Annotated in this window: 18 protein-coding genes; 6 read left to right on the forward strand and 12 right to left on the reverse strand. The window is 34.1% G+C overall.

The features are described 5' to 3' along the window. The first annotated feature begins 74 nt into the window (after positions 1 to 74). From plsY to yidD, 3 genes are all read left to right on the forward strand, one after another. Positions 75 to 659 carry a glycerol-3-phosphate 1-O-acyltransferase PlsY gene (gene plsY / locus D2K62_RS01695; RefSeq protein ID WP_117160811.1) on the forward strand — a complete coding sequence of 195 codons (585 nt, stop codon included), beginning with the start codon at positions 75 to 77 and terminating at the stop codon, positions 657 to 659. Between the two features lie 138 nt (positions 660 to 797). Beyond that, positions 798 to 1,727, forward strand: a complete 930-nt coding sequence (gene folE2, locus D2K62_RS01700) for a GTP cyclohydrolase FolE2 (RefSeq protein ID WP_117160812.1) — start codon at positions 798 to 800, stop codon at positions 1,725 to 1,727. A 12-nt stretch (positions 1,728 to 1,739) separates the two neighbouring features. Then, the gene (yidD, locus tag D2K62_RS01705; protein ID WP_117160813.1) at positions 1,740 to 1,976 is read left to right on the forward strand and encodes a membrane protein insertion efficiency factor YidD; all 237 of its coding nucleotides are present in this window, start codon (positions 1,740 to 1,742) and stop codon (positions 1,974 to 1,976) included. A 120-nt stretch (positions 1,977 to 2,096) separates the two neighbouring features. Here yidD and D2K62_RS01710 read toward each other — a convergent pair whose 3' ends face one another. The 3 genes from D2K62_RS01710 to D2K62_RS01720 are packed head-to-tail and all read right to left on the reverse strand — an operon-like array spanning position 2,097 to position 5,104. Next, positions 2,097 to 2,396, reverse strand: a complete 300-nt coding sequence (locus D2K62_RS01710; protein WP_117160814.1) for a hypothetical protein — start codon at positions 2,394 to 2,396, stop codon at positions 2,097 to 2,099. Between the two features lie 2 nt (positions 2,397 to 2,398). After that, on the reverse strand, positions 2,399 to 2,818 hold the full coding sequence (locus tag D2K62_RS01715) for an acyl-CoA thioesterase (protein ID WP_117160815.1): 420 nt from the start codon (positions 2,816 to 2,818) through the stop codon (positions 2,399 to 2,401). Positions 2,819 to 2,824: 6 nt separating this feature from the next. After that, complete coding sequence (locus D2K62_RS01720) at positions 2,825 to 5,104, reverse strand: AAA family ATPase (RefSeq protein ID WP_117160816.1); 2,280 nt, start codon at positions 5,102 to 5,104, stop codon at positions 2,825 to 2,827. A 245-nt stretch (positions 5,105 to 5,349) separates the two neighbouring features. Here D2K62_RS01720 and D2K62_RS01725 point away from each other — a divergent pair, with 245 nt between their 5' ends. Both D2K62_RS01725 and D2K62_RS01730 read left to right on the forward strand, forming a co-directional pair. Beyond that, positions 5,350 to 5,913: an MSMEG_1061 family FMN-dependent PPOX-type flavoprotein gene (locus tag D2K62_RS01725; RefSeq protein ID WP_112182710.1), complete on the forward strand. Its 564-nt coding sequence runs from the start codon at positions 5,350 to 5,352 to the stop codon at positions 5,911 to 5,913. Positions 5,914 to 5,951: 38 nt separating this feature from the next. Further along, entirely contained in the window at positions 5,952 to 6,395 is a 444-nt protein-coding gene (locus D2K62_RS01730) for a GNAT family N-acetyltransferase (protein ID WP_232827950.1), read from the forward strand. A 127-nt stretch (positions 6,396 to 6,522) separates the two neighbouring features. Here D2K62_RS01730 and tlp read toward each other — a convergent pair whose 3' ends face one another. The 4 genes from tlp to acnA form a co-directional block, all read right to left on the reverse strand. Continuing rightward, positions 6,523 to 6,747 (reverse strand): small acid-soluble spore protein Tlp, encoded by a 225-nt coding sequence (gene tlp, locus D2K62_RS01735; RefSeq protein ID WP_112180990.1) that lies wholly within the window; start codon positions 6,745 to 6,747, stop codon positions 6,523 to 6,525. 12 nt (positions 6,748 to 6,759) lie between these two features. Next, entirely contained in the window at positions 6,760 to 6,903 is a 144-nt protein-coding gene (locus tag D2K62_RS01740) for an acid-soluble spore protein N (RefSeq protein WP_112180989.1), read from the reverse strand. Between the two features lie 65 nt (positions 6,904 to 6,968). After that, positions 6,969 to 7,115 (reverse strand): FbpB family small basic protein, encoded by a 147-nt coding sequence (locus D2K62_RS01745; RefSeq protein ID WP_112180988.1) that lies wholly within the window; start codon positions 7,113 to 7,115, stop codon positions 6,969 to 6,971. 113 nt (positions 7,116 to 7,228) lie between these two features. Then, positions 7,229 to 9,937, reverse strand: coding sequence for an aconitate hydratase AcnA (gene acnA / locus D2K62_RS01750; RefSeq protein WP_117148777.1), 2,709 nt, complete (start codon positions 9,935 to 9,937; stop codon positions 7,229 to 7,231). Positions 9,938 to 10,154: 217 nt separating this feature from the next. On the opposite strand from acnA, the gene D2K62_RS01755 reads away from it, so the two are divergent. After that, a complete protein-coding gene (locus D2K62_RS01755) occupies positions 10,155 to 10,265 on the forward strand; it encodes a small acid-soluble spore protein P (protein WP_112180986.1) in 111 nt (36 codons plus the stop codon). Between the two features lie 52 nt (positions 10,266 to 10,317). Here D2K62_RS01755 and D2K62_RS01760 read toward each other — a convergent pair whose 3' ends face one another. From D2K62_RS01760 to tkt, 5 genes are all read right to left on the reverse strand, one after another. Beyond that, a complete protein-coding gene (locus tag D2K62_RS01760; protein WP_112180985.1) occupies positions 10,318 to 11,442 on the reverse strand; it encodes an ATP-binding protein in 1,125 nt (374 codons plus the stop codon). A gap of 186 nt (positions 11,443 to 11,628) precedes the next feature. Further along, complete coding sequence (locus tag D2K62_RS01765) at positions 11,629 to 12,096, reverse strand: CcdC family protein (protein ID WP_112180984.1); 468 nt, start codon at positions 12,094 to 12,096, stop codon at positions 11,629 to 11,631. A gap of 137 nt (positions 12,097 to 12,233) precedes the next feature. Continuing rightward, a complete protein-coding gene (locus tag D2K62_RS01770; RefSeq protein ID WP_112180983.1) occupies positions 12,234 to 12,458 on the reverse strand; it encodes a YneF family protein in 225 nt (74 codons plus the stop codon). Between the two features lie 71 nt (positions 12,459 to 12,529). Then, complete coding sequence (gene sirA / locus D2K62_RS01775; protein WP_112180982.1) at positions 12,530 to 12,958, reverse strand: sporulation inhibitor of replication protein SirA; 429 nt, start codon at positions 12,956 to 12,958, stop codon at positions 12,530 to 12,532. Between the two features lie 142 nt (positions 12,959 to 13,100). Then, entirely contained in the window at positions 13,101 to 15,107 is a 2,007-nt protein-coding gene (gene tkt, locus D2K62_RS01780; RefSeq protein WP_112180981.1) for a transketolase, read from the reverse strand. Positions 15,108 to 15,193 lie beyond the last annotated feature (86 nt).

Raw genomic sequence — 15,193 nt, forward strand, 5'->3', positions numbered from 1 at the left:
GTTGTACAAGGATACATGAATTCGTGTTAAAATAACGATACTGTATATAGATTGATTGGAAAAGGAGTAGTATTATGACTTATATATTAATGGCAATATTAGCTTATCTCATAGGCTCTGTTCCATTCGGACTATTAGTTGGCAAAATTGGCTACAAGACCGATATACGTGAACATGGAAGTGGGAATTTAGGTGGAACAAATACATTCCGCGTATTAGGTAAAAAGGCTGGCATTATCGTGACACTTGGGGATATTTTTAAAGGAACAATTGCTACTTTATTACCAATTATTTTTAATTTGACCGAAATTAGTCCTCTTATAATCGGTGTTCTTGCGGTAATTGGACATATGTATCCTGTTTTCGCTAGATTTAGAGGAGGCAAAGCTGTTGCTACCTCTGGAGGCATGTTATTAGGACTTAGTCCATTATTATTCGGTATTATATTACTATCTTTTATTCTTACGTTGTACATAAGTAAGTACGTATCATTATCATCGATGATAACAGGGCTTATTTCTATTACGGCTTCTATTTTTATAGAAGATTATGGTTTAGTAATCGTAACAAGTATTTTAACTGTTTTTATATTTTATCGACATCGAGCAAATATCAAGCGAATTCTTAATAAAACAGAGCCTAAAATTAGTTGGATGTAAACAAAATGGTCTATATTTCAGATGAAATATAGACCATTTTGTCAAATTATGTACGTTCAAGTCAAAAAAATTGAACTTTAATATGTTGTTCAGTATACTTTGAAATATCTAAATAAGAGTATGAAAGGGGGCATCATTATGGATGCACATAAACACCATAAAAAAGTTTTACCAAATAAGTTAGAAAGACATACATTATTTGGATCCGTTAAACCTGGAGCCAAAACTAAACCGATAGATAAAGATCTGATGTCTGATCTTCAAAATACACAAAGTGATTTTCTGTTTGATTTAGATGCTGTAGGGATCGCTAATGTAAAACATCCGATCCAAATAACTAGTAAAATGGAGCCTGCTTTACAAACAACTATTGGAACCTTCACTTTTTCTTCTAGTATCACAAAAGATAGTAAAGGTACAAACATGAGTCGTTTTACACAACAATTACAAGAATATCATGCAGATGGCTCATTCACCTTGTCGCTTACTAATTTGAAAAAATTTGCCGAAGAATTAGCTACGCGATTAAAACAACGGGATGCATTTATAGAAGTAACTTTCCCTTGGTTTTTTGAAAGAAAAGGACCTTCTTCCGATTTTTCGGGACTTAACCATGCAGATGCTACGATCCGTATACAGTACGACACTGAATTAGGTTATGATATAACGGTAGGATTGACTGGTACCATTACAACTTTATGCCCTTGTTCCAAAGAAATCAGTGAATACAGTGCTCATAATCAACGTGGAAAAATCACGATGGAAGTTGAATTAACGGAAGATTTTGATGAAGAGGAAGTAGATTGGAAATACGCTTTATTAGAAGCAGCTGAAAGTAATGCAAGCGCTCGTATCCACCCCGTTTTAAAACGGCCAGATGAAAAGATGGTAACCGAGCAAGCTTATGAAAATCCACGATTTGTTGAAGATATGGTTCGTTTAGTAGCTGCTGATCTGTATGAATATGCATTTGTTCAAGCATTTTACGTTGGTTGTCGAAATGAAGAATCAATTCATTTACACGATGCAATTGCTTCTGTTACTTATGATAAATATGCCGAACAATAAAGAAGGGCTAAGATGAAGTACCTTTTTCTAGGAATCATTCGTATTTATCAAAAATTTATAAGTCCTATCAAACCACCAAGTTGCCGCTTCTATCCTACCTGTTCACAATATGGTATGGAAGCAATTAGAAGATTTGGTGCATTAAAAGGTGGATATTTAACAGTAAAACGGATAATAAAATGTCAGCCATTTCATTCAGGTGGTTTTGACCCAGTTCCCGAAAAACGCCAAAAACGCGAATCTAGATGAGATTCGCGTTTTTTTAATCTGTTTTATAAAAGATTGTTATTTCATACTAAATTACTATAGACTCCGATTAAATAAAATTTGCTTGCTTTCTGTGGACACCAGTCTTAGTTCGCAAAAAATTTATAAGTTAAAATGTTCTATTTGTTTCCACTGTTCTTCTTTTGTTAGTATTTCTTTTTGTTTCATCCCAAATAAATCGAAATGTGGATGTATAGGGTCATTATGAATCCAGCTTGCCTCTAAACCGTACTTTTTGCCCCACTTGATTAAACTTTCTATGTTATTACACCCAACTTTTGTTACGGTTTTACAACCAGGAAATCTATCATCTAACCAATAATGTGTTAAAAATGCAATATTTCCTTGCTCGACATTCGTTTTCCATTCCATCAATTCTTTCCGTTTAATTCCAAAAGCCATCCTTATTCATCACCCATCGCTTTTTGGTAAGCAAGATGCCATTCTGGAAATTTCTTACGCAAGGAAACGGGACGAAAGTTTTCTTTTTTTACTATTACGTGCTTTGTCGAACCTGTAACGGCAATGTTACCTTCCTGATTTACAACGTTATAGCCATATGTTGTCCGTAAACCATCATAAGCTTCTACCCATGTTTCTACATAGGCAGGTTGACCGTAGCGAATTGGTTGTTTGAAATACATATGCGCATCTACGACTGGAGAAACAATGCCGTTCTCCTCCATATCAAAGTAACGAAAACCTAATTCTTCTATAAATGCTGTCCTACCTATTTCAAACCAAATGAGGTAGTTCGCATGATACACAACCCCCATTTGATCTGTTTCTTGATAGCGTACTTTAATTGGTGTTCTCACCTTCATATATAATTAATCCCCCTTGACCGTTTGCCATGCTTTTTCAAAATCCTCTTGTTTTAGCAATAATAGTGTATCCGTTGAGTATTTTTCGTCTGCGATACGTAATGATTGAAATTGAATTGCCTCATCAACTAAATTAACGACAAAACGTGCGTTACCTTTAATTGAATGTGCTTGATATTGTTTTTGAATATAGGTTTTAGCGTATTTATCAAGTTGATATTGATAGCGAGCTACATGATAGTCTGTGATTTCAACCAGTTCTTTCCCATTATAATCAAGAAACTTAAAATATTTTTTAAATCGAGATGATAATCCTGGATTACTATTAATAAATTGTTTCATTTCATTCTCATATCCAGCTAAAATAACAACCAAATTTTCATTATGTTTTGTCATTTCATCTACTAACGTATCAATAGCTTCTTTACCAAAATCGTTTTCTCCACGAAATAAAGCATAGGCTTCATCAATAAACAATACGCCGCCAAGCGCTTCTCTTATCTTTTGTTTTGTCTTGATCGCAGTTTGACCAACATATCCAGCCACAAGATCACTTCTAGATGCTAATACGAAATGTCCTCTTTTTAATAAACCACATTCTTTCAGTAATTGTGAATAAATCTTTGCAACTGTTGTCTTACCCGTCCCTGGATTACCAGAAAAGACTGCATGCAATTGAATTGGCACAGCTGGATATCCTAGTTTCTTTCGTTTTTGTTGTGCAGTAACAAATGATGAAAGTTTTTTTACTTCTTCTTTGATATTTGTTAATCCAATTAAATTATCTAATTGCTTCATCGGTTCATTTTTTAATCTTTCATTATCTTCCATAATATCTAAATCACTAACATCGATACGCATGTGTTCTAACCAATTATCTGACGAATTAATTGTTTTAGTAGCACCTTTTTTAAAGATAGCTTTTAATACAAGGTCCCTTACCGTTCGTGCATTACCAAAAGTATCATCCACTTTCGCTCGATCAATGACACTTTCGAAGCGATTTAAGGCTTCTTCCGTAAAAAAGTAATCATTACTTAATGCAGTATTTTGAGCTATTTGTACTAACTCAACCATTTTAAAATCAGGTAATGAAACAACGTTTTGTTCAGGAAAACGGCTACGTAGTCCAGTATTCGACCATAAAAACTGACGCATTTCTTCTGGATAACCAGCTAAAATAACGGCAAACTTATTCGCGTATTCTTTACCAGTCATAGCGGAAACAAGTGTATCAATAACAGCTTGTCCATAATCACTACCGCTTTGTTCGGGACGTTTTAAACTATAAGCTTCATCAATAAAAAGGATTCCACCAAGGGATTGTTTAATATATGACATTGTATTTTCTTCACTTTGACCAACATATGAGCCAACTAAATGCGATCGATTTACTTCTGTTACTTCTTTGGTATCTAATAAACCTAACTCATGATAGATTTCTGCTAAGAGACGAGCAATTGTCGTTTTACCAGTCCCAGGGTTACCTGTCATTACCATATGTAAACCAGGTTCATCAATCATGTGAAAGCCCATATGTTTACGTTCTTTTTGATATTTAAGGTAATGATAATATTGCGAAATATATTTTTTTACATCATCTAAACCAACCATTTCATCCAATTTTTCTAATGGACTTTTTTCATTAGATGCACGTAATACATCAGGAAATGCACGATAAAAGTCCTTTTTCAGACCGACTAATTCTTTGATGTAATCATTTAGGCGCTGTACTGGAATACCTGATCGTTTATTCTCTAATGAAGCAATGCTATCTTCTACTATCTCTATAAAATCACTTATCGTCTTCTCTATACGTTTATAAATCGAAACGATTTCAGGTTGTGTTTCATTTGGTTCCCTTTTTGTAATCGCATTTTTTTTCAATTGTTGTAATTGTATCAGCCATTCATTTAATTTTTTTAATTTAACTGGATCGAAATCTGTCTCTCTAATCGACCATGTAGCTACTTCAAGTTTTTCTAATTCATTATAAAAATGAAAATACGTTTTTATATCACGCAATGATTGATATACAGTTACTGTATCATCATATGACGCTGCTTTATCTAGTAATAAATCAATTAAATAGTCTGAGTTTTCAAGACGTTTTAATCGATGAAAAGCCAACATACTATAGAGAACAGCGATCGCCTGCTTTGAATAATCTCTTTCATTTGACTCCAATTGATCTAACATACGTAATGTGTCAACTTCAGTAAGTGGAACTTCTGTTTCTAACGTATCCCACTTTATAATCTCTGCTTCCGTAATTGTGTTTCTCAAAAAATAACCGCTCCCTTCACTTACAACTACATTTTATCATAACTATCTGTTTATGTTGACTCGAAAGATTTTAAACACTAGGTATGAGTTTTTTTATGATAGCATCTTAATCGGTCCCTATATTTAATTTTATTTTACAGAGTTTTCTGATTTTTTATGATAAAATAAAGATACGTTTATTATGGTATTTGAAATAACTAAATATAGGAGTTGTTTTTTTGAATAATATATTTGTTTTTAAAGATATGATCAACACACCTGAAGACCTTCGTACGCTAGTTGGTCAACCAAGTGAACTGGTAGAAAATAAAGTGATAAACTATTTAGATCAAAATTGTATAGATTTCATTTCGAAATCTCCATTTTTAACATTGGCCACTTCAGATAACTCCGGAAATTGTGATGTATCACCCCGAGGAGATCGTAATGGTTTGGTTAAAGTAATAAATGAAAAACAATTATTCATCCCTGAAAGATCTGGGAATAAACGTAGCGATTCGTTACGAAATATCTTGTCCAACCCCAACGTCGGTATTCTCTTGTTTATACCTGGTCTCGGAGAAACATTAAGAATTAACGGAAAAGCTTGCTTAGTTAAAGATAAGCAATTACTTGACGAAATGATAGTCAAAGGGGAAAAACCCCTTTTGGGAATTGCTATAGAAGTAGAAGAATGTTTCATTCATTGTGCCAAAGCATTTCAACGTTCTGGTATATGGGAACAAAATTCTTGGAGTAAGCAAGATACCCTGCCTAAAGCTGCAAAAATAGTATCAGAACACACAAAACTACCCAATCTTAAAATATAAAAATTTATTTCAATAATAGTACTAATGAGGTGGGAATAATGGAACTAACGATTGTTAAACCAAGTGAAAATCATACAAGTGAAATTGCTACAATCTGTACAAATGGCTGGAAACAAACGGTTGAAAATAAATTAAGTGACAAACATCAAGTGAAAACTGTTGCTTTTTGGTATCAAAAGGAACGTGTTAAACAGGATATTGAGAAAGGAATTTATACATATGTAGCCCTTATAGACGATAAAGTCGTTGGTGTAATTGGTGGAGGATTAAAAGAGCCAAATATAGGAGAAATTTTTGTTTTTTATGTAGATGAAGAATACAGATATAAAGGCGTCGGAAAACAACTTCTTGAAAGATTTACAGAATATCAACTTAAAATAAATGTAAAAGAGCAATGGGTATCTGTACAGGATGGAAACCAACGAGGTATCCCATTCTATGAAGCACGTGGATTTACCTTTCAGAAAAAAAAAAAAAAATAGCTCAAACGGAAACTGGAGAAGAACAGGTTACACTACGCTATAACAGGCAGATCTAACCAAACGTTCTCTTAATAACGTAGATAAAGAAGCCATTAACAGCGCTTCTTTATCCAATATAGCATAAAAATTACTTTTGTTGATTTTTATATTCATCTTTGATCTCTACACGTATTGCTTCTAAGGACTCTTCTCTTCTTTCATTTTTAGCTTCGATATTTTCTTTCTCTTGATCGGTTGCATGTTGCAACGCATCATGTGATTGCTCAATATTTTCAATTGTATTATGAACCATCTCTTGTAATTTTTCTACATTATCGGCACGATTATCTGGATTTGGTTTGTTTTCACTCATTATTCATACCTCCTATTTGCCTTTTTGTTGTATGAGGTCGGGTTGTTCATTACTTTTCATACCCATTTGTTTTCCTTTGTTGCTTTCAGCTTTTCTCGGCTGTGTGCCATAATGATCAGGTTGAAATTGCTCACTATCTCGTTTAGGATTACTCATCAAAAAGCCCCCTTCGTTGTTCACAATTAGTTTGGCTTAGGGTATTGTATTTATACAAGATCTTTTCATGAAGAAATATTTGTCTTTATCGTTGCATGAATCTTGTCTTCTATTCGATCTGTAATTTTTTCTATCGTTTTTTCATCCTGCATAATTTCTTTTCTATTTTCTGCCACTAGTGTTTGAAACGACAATTTCTTAGCTCGAACCATTCCTACCACTCCTTTTCTTGATTAAATAGATCTTTCCCATTATTCTGATAATTTATACTTTTAAAAATCGAAAAAAGAGGTTCCGCAATTGCGAAACCTCTTCTCATTTATTATTAGTCTTTCAGTTTATTACGTAAGACCATTTGCAGAATTCCACCGTGACGGTAGTAATCAATCTCCACTTCACTATCAAAGCGAGCTACAACTTGAAAACTTACTTCACTTCCATCTACTCTTGTTGCTTTTGCATTTACAAGTTGATTGGGTTGAACTGTTTCATCAATATTTATTTCAAATGTTTCTGTTCCAGTTAAACCTAATGATTCAGCTGATTCGCCTTCATTAAATTGCAATGGTAAAACGCCCATCATAACTAAATTACTACGGTGAATACGTTCATAACTTTCTGCAATCACTGTTTTAATACCTAATAGCTTGGTACCTTTTGCAGCCCAGTCACGCGAACTTCCCATGCCGTAATCTTTTCCTGCAATAACAAGTAAACCTGTATTATCTTCTTGGTATTTCATTGCTGCATCATAAATTGGCATCACTTCATCCGTTGGCCAATATGTTGTATATCCACCCTCCGTACCAGGTGCAAGTTTGTTCTTAATACGAATATTAGCAAACGTTCCACGCATCATCACTTGGTGATTTCCACGTCGCGAACCATATGAATTAAAGTTTCTTGGTGTTACACCATTTTCTTGCAAGTATTGCCCTGCTGGCATATCTTTTGCAATTGCACCTGCTGGTGAAATATGGTCTGTTGTAACAGAATCAGCAAATTTTCCAATTACGCGTAAACCAGATAGTGCTTTAACTTGATCAGCTTCCTTAGCTAAACCTTCAAAAAATGGAGGGTTTTGAATATAGGTAGAATCATCATCCCACTCATATATAGGCTCATCAGTTGTTTCAATTGCATTCCACTGTTCATTTGATTTGAAAATATTCTCATACTCTTTCTTGAAAATATCTGGCGTAACAACTTTAGCAACCTCTGAACGAATTTCCTCCATTGTTGGCCATAAATCAGCAAAATAAACAGGTTCTCCATCTTTGTCCATACCAAGTGGTTCATCTTTAATATCTATATCAACCGTTCCAGCTAAAGCATAAGCTACAACAAGTGGTGGAGAAGCTAGATAATTTGCTTTAACAAGTGGATGGATACGTCCTTCAAAGTTTCTGTTACCAGATAGAACAGATGATACTGTTAAGTCTGCATTTGCAATAGCTTGTTCAATTTCAGGCAATAACGGACCAGAATTACCGATACAAGTTGTACAACCATATCCAACCAAATTAAAACCTAATTTATTTAAATAAGTCATTAGACCAGCATCTTCAAGATATCTTGTCACCACTTTTGAACCTGGTGCTAAAGATGTTTTTACATAACTTGGTACATCTAGCCCTTTCTCTACAGCCTTCTTAGCAAGTAAACCTGCTCCTAACATTACATACGGGTTTGATGTATTTGTACAAGATGTAATCGCAGCAATTGCTAATGAGCCAGTCTTCATCTTAGATGTACTACCGTCAGGATGTTCAATTAAGGCTTCTTTTTCAAATTCAGATTTATCTAAACCGAACCCTTGATTTCCGGCAGGATTAGAAATAGTTTCATGAAAAAGCTTTTTCATGTCAGATAGAGCAATTAAGTCTTGTGGACGCTTCGGACCAGATAGATTCGGTTCTAAATCAGATAAGTTTATTTCAACTAAATCTGTAAATTCTGGATCTGCTTGATCTGGTGAATACCAAAGACTATTTTCTTTACAGTATTTCTCGACTAAAGCAATATGATCCTCGCTTCGGCCTGTTAAACGTAAATAATCTAACGATTCTTGATCAACTGGGAAGAATCCACAAGTTGCTCCATATTCAGGAGCCATATTTGAAATGGTAGCACGATCAGCAAGTGGCATGTCTTGTAAGCCAGGTCCAAAATATTCAACAAATTTACCTACCACTTTTTTCTCGCGTAACACTTGTGTTACTTTTAATGCTAAGTCTGTAGCAGTTGTTCCATCAGGATAACTTCCAGTGAATTTCACTCCAATTACTTCTGGTGCCGGTAAATAGGAAGGTTGACCTAACATGCCTGCTTCAGCTTCAATACCGCCAACACCCCAACCTAATACACCCAAACCATTAATCATTGTTGTATGTGAATCAGTTCCAACCAATGTATCAGGGTAAGCATCAAATTCACCTTCTTTATTTTCAGTTGCATGTACTACATTTGCAATGTACTCTAAATTAACTTGGTGAACAATACCTGTTGCTGGTGGTACTACACGATAATTTTCAAATGCCTTTTGAGCCCAATTCAAAAACTCATAGCGTTCTGCATTACGTTCAAATTCAAAACTCATATTAGCTAATAGAGCTTTATTTGAACCATATTCATCAACCTGTACAGAGTGATCAATAACCAAATCTACCGGTACTTCGGGATTGATTTTATCAGGTGAACCACCAAGATCAACCATCGCTTTTCGAAGGGATGCAAGATCAACTACAGCAGGAACACCAGTAAAGTCCTGTAAGATAACACGTGAAGGCTTGAATGGTACGTCTGTTTTAGCTACTTGACCCCATTTTGCTAAGCCTGCTATGTGCTCGTCTTTAATAACTCTTCCATCATATTGTCTAAGTAAAGATTCCAATAGTACTCGAATAGAGAAAGGTAACCTAGATATTTCTCCAATTCCTGCCTTTTCTAAGGCTTTTAGTTGATAATAATTATACGTTTTACCATTTAAATCGAACTTTTTTTGCGCGTTAATAGTATGATTTATTTCTGTCATACATGATACCCCCCATATTAAATAAAACTCATAATACTCCCCGTATCCTATCAATAGTAGGATTCCAAACATCTACGTATATTTCATTTTAATTGAAATCGACAGATAAGTAAAATAATTTGTCTACATTTGTCAGTCATTGTGTTAATCAAATCGATAATTTTAAGAATAAAAACCATATAGAAACACACATTAATTATTGAGGTGGTGACAACAAATGGCAGATAAAAAACAAACAGAAAAACCTAACAAACCTTTAAGTGGATCAAAAAAAGTTAAAAATAGAAATCATAGTCGACAAAAGAAAAATGCAAGTCATGATTTATAGTTTGATTACACGTAAAAACAGCCATGTTAATCTCGGCTGTTTTTACGTATAATCAGCTATTATTAATTAGTGGTAAGGAAACACAAAAGGTACTTCCTTTATCTTGATTTTGTAGGATATCTAATACACCATTATGGTTTTCTATAATCTTATTTGAAATCATTAAACCCAATCCAGTACCTTCTTTTTTTGTTGTAAAGAAAGGTTCTTTTAACTTATGTAATAAACTCTCTGGTATCCCTGGACCTTCGTCAATAACAGAAATAGAACAATATGTTTGATCATCTGTTACATGAATCTGTATCGTACCACCATTAGGCATTTCTTCAATTGCATTTTTAATTAAATTTATAAGGACTTGTTTTATTTGTGTACGATCACAATAGACCGTCTGATCTACTTCAATTTGCGAAATAAGATTAATATTATATACTTTAGCCTGTGTGTTCAGTAATGTAATAACATCTTGAACCATATCAGATACACTCTCATTTTTTCGTTCATCTGTCATTGGTTTAGCAATAAATAAAAGTTCCGATGATATAGCATCTATTTTTTCAATTTCATCAATCATAATTTTATAATATTCTTCTTTACGATCTATACCAGCCTGAAGCAGTTGAACAAACCCTTTCAAGGATGTAAGCGGGTTTCTAATTTCATGCGCGACACCGGCTGCTAATTGACCTGCTATCGACATTTTTTCAGAACGAATTAACATTTGTTCTGCTTCTTTTTTGTCTGTGATATCTTTAGACAAGCAGATATATAATTTTTCTTGTGTATCTCTTGAAAACAATGAAGCAATTACAGAATCAATGCTCCTATATCTTCCAAATGCATCTCGAATGTTAGCAGTGAATTTTTGAACTTTTTTTTCGTTTTTGTTAATTTTTTCTGGAATTCTTTCTTGGTCCATTGGTGAAAAATAACTAATAGCATTACTTGCAATTAGTTCATCTTTTTCAAAACCTAAAACCTTCTCTATAGAATTAGAAACGTAAATTACTTCACTTTTATCATTACAAATTGTAATAAAATCAAACCCTTGTTTATCAATCCAATTTAATACTTCTTCCGGTAAACTGGCTAGTTTAAATTGTTTGGGTTTCTTTGCAATTGAGAATGTTGCTAAAATAGCATTGTCTGTATTTTCATCAATTTCATAACCTGACATAAAATACCCCCTTTCAAGGAACCAAACCCACCCTACCATTACTTAACAATGATAACACAGTTATTTCATGTATATTAGCAATTTGTAGTAAATATTAGCGAAAATAGTGATAAATTAATCTTTTTTAATAAAACTTAAGTAGGTATAAAGTATATGATAACATAATGAGTCGTACGAACTATTAGATTATTCGAAATTATCACTTTTTATTTTTAAATATTTCGTGAACATTACTAATCTCCATGTCGCAATCATACCAAAAGCTAACAAAAAAAACATACCGCTCGTTTCACCAATAGATATAGAGGAACTGATAGCTAACTTTAATATAATTCGAACAATTAATAGACCTACCAAAATAACAACAAAATATTTTGAAGGCGTTAAATAAATATTCCCTTTTTCGAAGGTAAACGAAGTTGATTTAATAAGAAATATTGAGAAGACCATTCCCACAATTAATGCTTCTGCAACTTGTGAGAAAGAGACGCGAAATATAGGCACTACAAACATAAAAGCACCTGTACTCATAAAAAGAGGTGGTAGTAAGATCCGTGCCGCGTTTGTCGGCCTTTTTGATGCGCGTGCACGAACAATAATCATCGTTGTTGCCATTATTAATCCCACAACTGTACTAGCTATAGCCCAAAACATCATTTATACTTCCTTTACATTTTATTTTAGATGATAATATTTGCGTTAAAACTTATAAATCCCTTGCACCAATTGGTGGCAAGGGATTTATAAGTTGCAATGCCTATACGTATCGAATCATTGAATCATTGAATATATTATTTCGTTTGATTTTGATTATTCATTGCACGCATCATTTGATTAATCTTTTTCTGTGATGGTTTTTGACCCATCTGCATCATTAGTGTTCGTAACATTTGTTCATTAATTGGTGGGTTCTTTTTCAAATAATTCATCATGTATCTTCTAGCGATGAAAAACCCAAGCGCAACACCAGCAATTAAAGCTACTATAGCAATAACTACAATCCAAATCGTGCCCATGTCTAGCCTTCCTCCTTCAAATTCTCTCTCATATAGTATAGTAGACAATAACAAAGATTACAATAGTAGAGCTAGGAAAGCAAGACTTGTTTTTTGATTGGAGAGAGCCAGCCGTAATTCATGCCACTCTTCTCCATAATATAACAACAGTGATCATACTTCTCTAGCCATTCAAATAACATGGTATTGGCTACCTCTAGTGATTCACAATCTACTTCAAGCCATCTTTCATGCACAGTAAATGTATTAGTAGCATTCTGGTTAAAATAATAGACAATACGTTTATTCTGGACATAACGATTTTTTTTTGCATTTTCATTTACATAATGCAGCAATTGATCAGCAGATATCGTCCTAGTTATGTATAGAAATTGTGCAGCTAAATCTTTTCTGTTTTGCTGATCAAAATAAGATTGAAAAAACCGATTTAGTAACTCTGGTTTATAGAAATAAGAATAACAAACTTCACTATTTAAAAAAAACACATAATATTTTTGCATAAGCTTGTCCCCCTCTTTTGACAAACAGTATACAAAAAAAAAGATGCATATCTTGTCATAATGAAGTAAAAAAATAATAAGCTTTTGTCAAATCCAAAAAAAACCTCACTTTATTGTGAAATAAAGTGAGGAATTGGTTAAATTACGCTTTAATCATCGCTTCAAATCTTTTAACTACATTATCAACAGTGAAACCATATTCTTGCATGATCTTATCACCATTAGCAGATGCACCAAATGTATCAATTGCTAATATGTCACCTTCATCACCTGTATAACGTTCCCAACCAAATGGTGATGCCATTTCAATTGCTAAACGCTTCTTAACAGTAGATGGTATGACTTGTTCTTTGTATGCTTTATCTTGTTTATTAAAACGATCCCAAGATGGCATACTCACAACACTTACATCATAACCTTTTTCTTTTAATTCGGCTTGTGCTTTTACTGCTAACTGAACTTCAGATCCAGAAGCAAGTAATAGTGCATCAGGTGTTGCTTTTGTTGCAGCACTTACTACATAAGCACCTTTTTTAACACCTTCATATGCATTATCTTTCGTATCTGGTAATGTTGGTAGGTTCTGTCTTGTTAAAACAAGCATAGTTGGTACCTTTTCAGACTCTAAAGCTAGACGCCATGCTGCTTGTACTTCATTACCATCACCTGGACGAATAACTGATAGATTTGGCATTGCTCTAAATGCAGCAAGCTGCTCAACCGGCTCATGTGTTGGACCATCTTCCCCAACAGCAATAGAATCGTGTGTCAAAACATATGTGACAGGTAATTCTTGAATGGCAGATAAACGTACAGCAGGACGTAAATAGTCACTGAATACAAAGAATGTGCCACCAAAAACTTTTAATCCGCCATGTAATGCCATACCATTTAAGGCTGCAGCCATCGCAAATTCACGTACACCAAACCAAATATTTCGACCAGAATAATTATTTTTAGAGAAATCTTCTGCACCATTAATTTTTGTTTTATTTGAACCAGCTAAGTCAGCACTTCCACCAAAGAAATATGGTACTGCTTCCGCTACTGCATTTAAAACTTCACCTGATGATGCTCTTGTAGCAAGTGTATGTTCGCCAGCTTCATATACTGGAAGGTCTTTTGCCCAATCTGATGGTAGTTCACCTTTGATTGCATCTTCCAGTTCCTTAGCAAGCTCTGGATGTGCTTTTTTATATGCTGAAAATACATCATTCCACTCTGCTTCAGTCTTTTTACCACGTGTTACAATTTTCTCTTCAAAATCTTGATAAACTTCTTCAGGCACGAAGAAATCTTCATGACTCCAGTCATAAAATTCTTTTGTTAATTTAATTTCATCTGCACCTAATGGCGCACCATGTGAAGCAGAAGAAGCTGATTTATTTGGTGAACCATATCCAATAACAGTCTTCACTTCAATTAAAGTAGGTTGATCTAGATTTGTTTTCGCTTTTTTGATCGCTTCACGAATAGCGATAATATCATTGCCATCTTCTACTCGAATTACTTCCCAGCCATATGCTTTAAAACGATCTTCTACATTTTCAGAAAAAGCCTGGTCTAATTCACCATCTAATGAAATGTCATTAGAATCATATAGTGCAATAAGTTTACCTAAGCCTAAATGTCCAGCTAAAGATGCTGTCTCATGTGAAACACCTTCCATTAGATCGCCATCACTAACAAGCGCATAAGTAAAGTGATCAACTACATTAAAATTATCTCTATTGTATTTAGCAGCTAAGTGCTCTTCAGCCATTGCCATACCAACAGACATCGCAACACCTTGTCCTAATGGCCCAGTAGTTGCTTCAATTCCGTCCGTGTGTGTTACTTCAGGATGACCTGGAGTGATAGATCCCCACTGACGAAATCCTTTTAAATCTTCAATTGATACGTTGTAACCTGATAAATGTAGTAACGAGTACAATAGCATAGATCCGTGTCCTGCTGATAATACAAATCTATCTCGGTTAAACCAACTAGAGTTTTTCGGATTATGGTCCATAAAGTCAGTCCATAATGTATATGCCATTGGTGCTGCCCCCATTGGTAATCCTGGGTGCCCAGAGTTAGCATTTTCAATTGCATCAATAGATAGCGTGCGAATCGTGTTAATAGAGCGTTGTTCAGTTTGTTTTGACATACTTTGTATCCCCTTTCGAAAATTATGAAAATATGTACGTACAATTAATATCCTATAATGAAAACGGATAATAAACAAGTACTATC

It is taken from the genome of Paraliobacillus sp. X-1268 (assembly GCF_003426095.1).
GTDB classification, from domain to species: domain Bacteria; phylum Bacillota; class Bacilli; order Bacillales; family Amphibacillaceae; genus Paraliobacillus_A; species Paraliobacillus_A zengyii.

Coding starts and splice junctions, on each gene's coding strand:
- D2K62_RS01730 (WP_232827950.1), top strand. CDS start 5,952: ATGGAACTAACGATTGTTAAACCAAGTGAAAATCATACAAGTGAAATT.
- sirA (WP_112180982.1), bottom strand. CDS start 12,958: ATGCAAAAATATTATGTGTTTTTTTTAAATAGTGAAGTTTGTTATTCT.
- plsY (WP_117160811.1), top strand. CDS start 75: ATGACTTATATATTAATGGCAATATTAGCTTATCTCATAGGCTCTGTT.
- tlp (WP_112180990.1), bottom strand. CDS start 6,747: ATGAGTGAAAACAAACCAAATCCAGATAATCGTGCCGATAATGTAGAA.
- D2K62_RS01745 (WP_112180988.1), bottom strand. CDS start 7,115: ATGGTTCGAGCTAAGAAATTGTCGTTTCAAACACTAGTGGCAGAAAAT.
- tkt (WP_112180981.1), bottom strand. CDS start 15,107: ATGTCAAAACAAACTGAACAACGCTCTATTAACACGATTCGCACGCTA.
- D2K62_RS01740 (WP_112180989.1), bottom strand. CDS start 6,903: ATGAGTAATCCTAAACGAGATAGTGAGCAATTTCAACCTGATCATTAT.
- D2K62_RS01725 (WP_112182710.1), top strand. CDS start 5,350: ATGATCAACACACCTGAAGACCTTCGTACGCTAGTTGGTCAACCAAGT.
- folE2 (WP_117160812.1), top strand. CDS start 798: ATGGATGCACATAAACACCATAAAAAAGTTTTACCAAATAAGTTAGAA.
- D2K62_RS01760 (WP_112180985.1), bottom strand. CDS start 11,442: ATGTCAGGTTATGAAATTGATGAAAATACAGACAATGCTATTTTAGCA.
- D2K62_RS01755 (WP_112180986.1), top strand. CDS start 10,155: ATGGCAGATAAAAAACAAACAGAAAAACCTAACAAACCTTTAAGTGGA.
- D2K62_RS01765 (WP_112180984.1), bottom strand. CDS start 12,096: ATGTTTTGGGCTATAGCTAGTACAGTTGTGGGATTAATAATGGCAACA.
- D2K62_RS01770 (WP_112180983.1), bottom strand. CDS start 12,458: ATGGGCACGATTTGGATTGTAGTTATTGCTATAGTAGCTTTAATTGCT.
- yidD (WP_117160813.1), top strand. CDS start 1,740: ATGAAGTACCTTTTTCTAGGAATCATTCGTATTTATCAAAAATTTATA.
- acnA (WP_117148777.1), bottom strand. CDS start 9,937: ATGACAGAAATAAATCATACTATTAACGCGCAAAAAAAGTTCGATTTA.
- D2K62_RS01715 (WP_117160815.1), bottom strand. CDS start 2,818: ATGAAGGTGAGAACACCAATTAAAGTACGCTATCAAGAAACAGATCAA.
- D2K62_RS01710 (WP_117160814.1), bottom strand. CDS start 2,396: ATGGCTTTTGGAATTAAACGGAAAGAATTGATGGAATGGAAAACGAAT.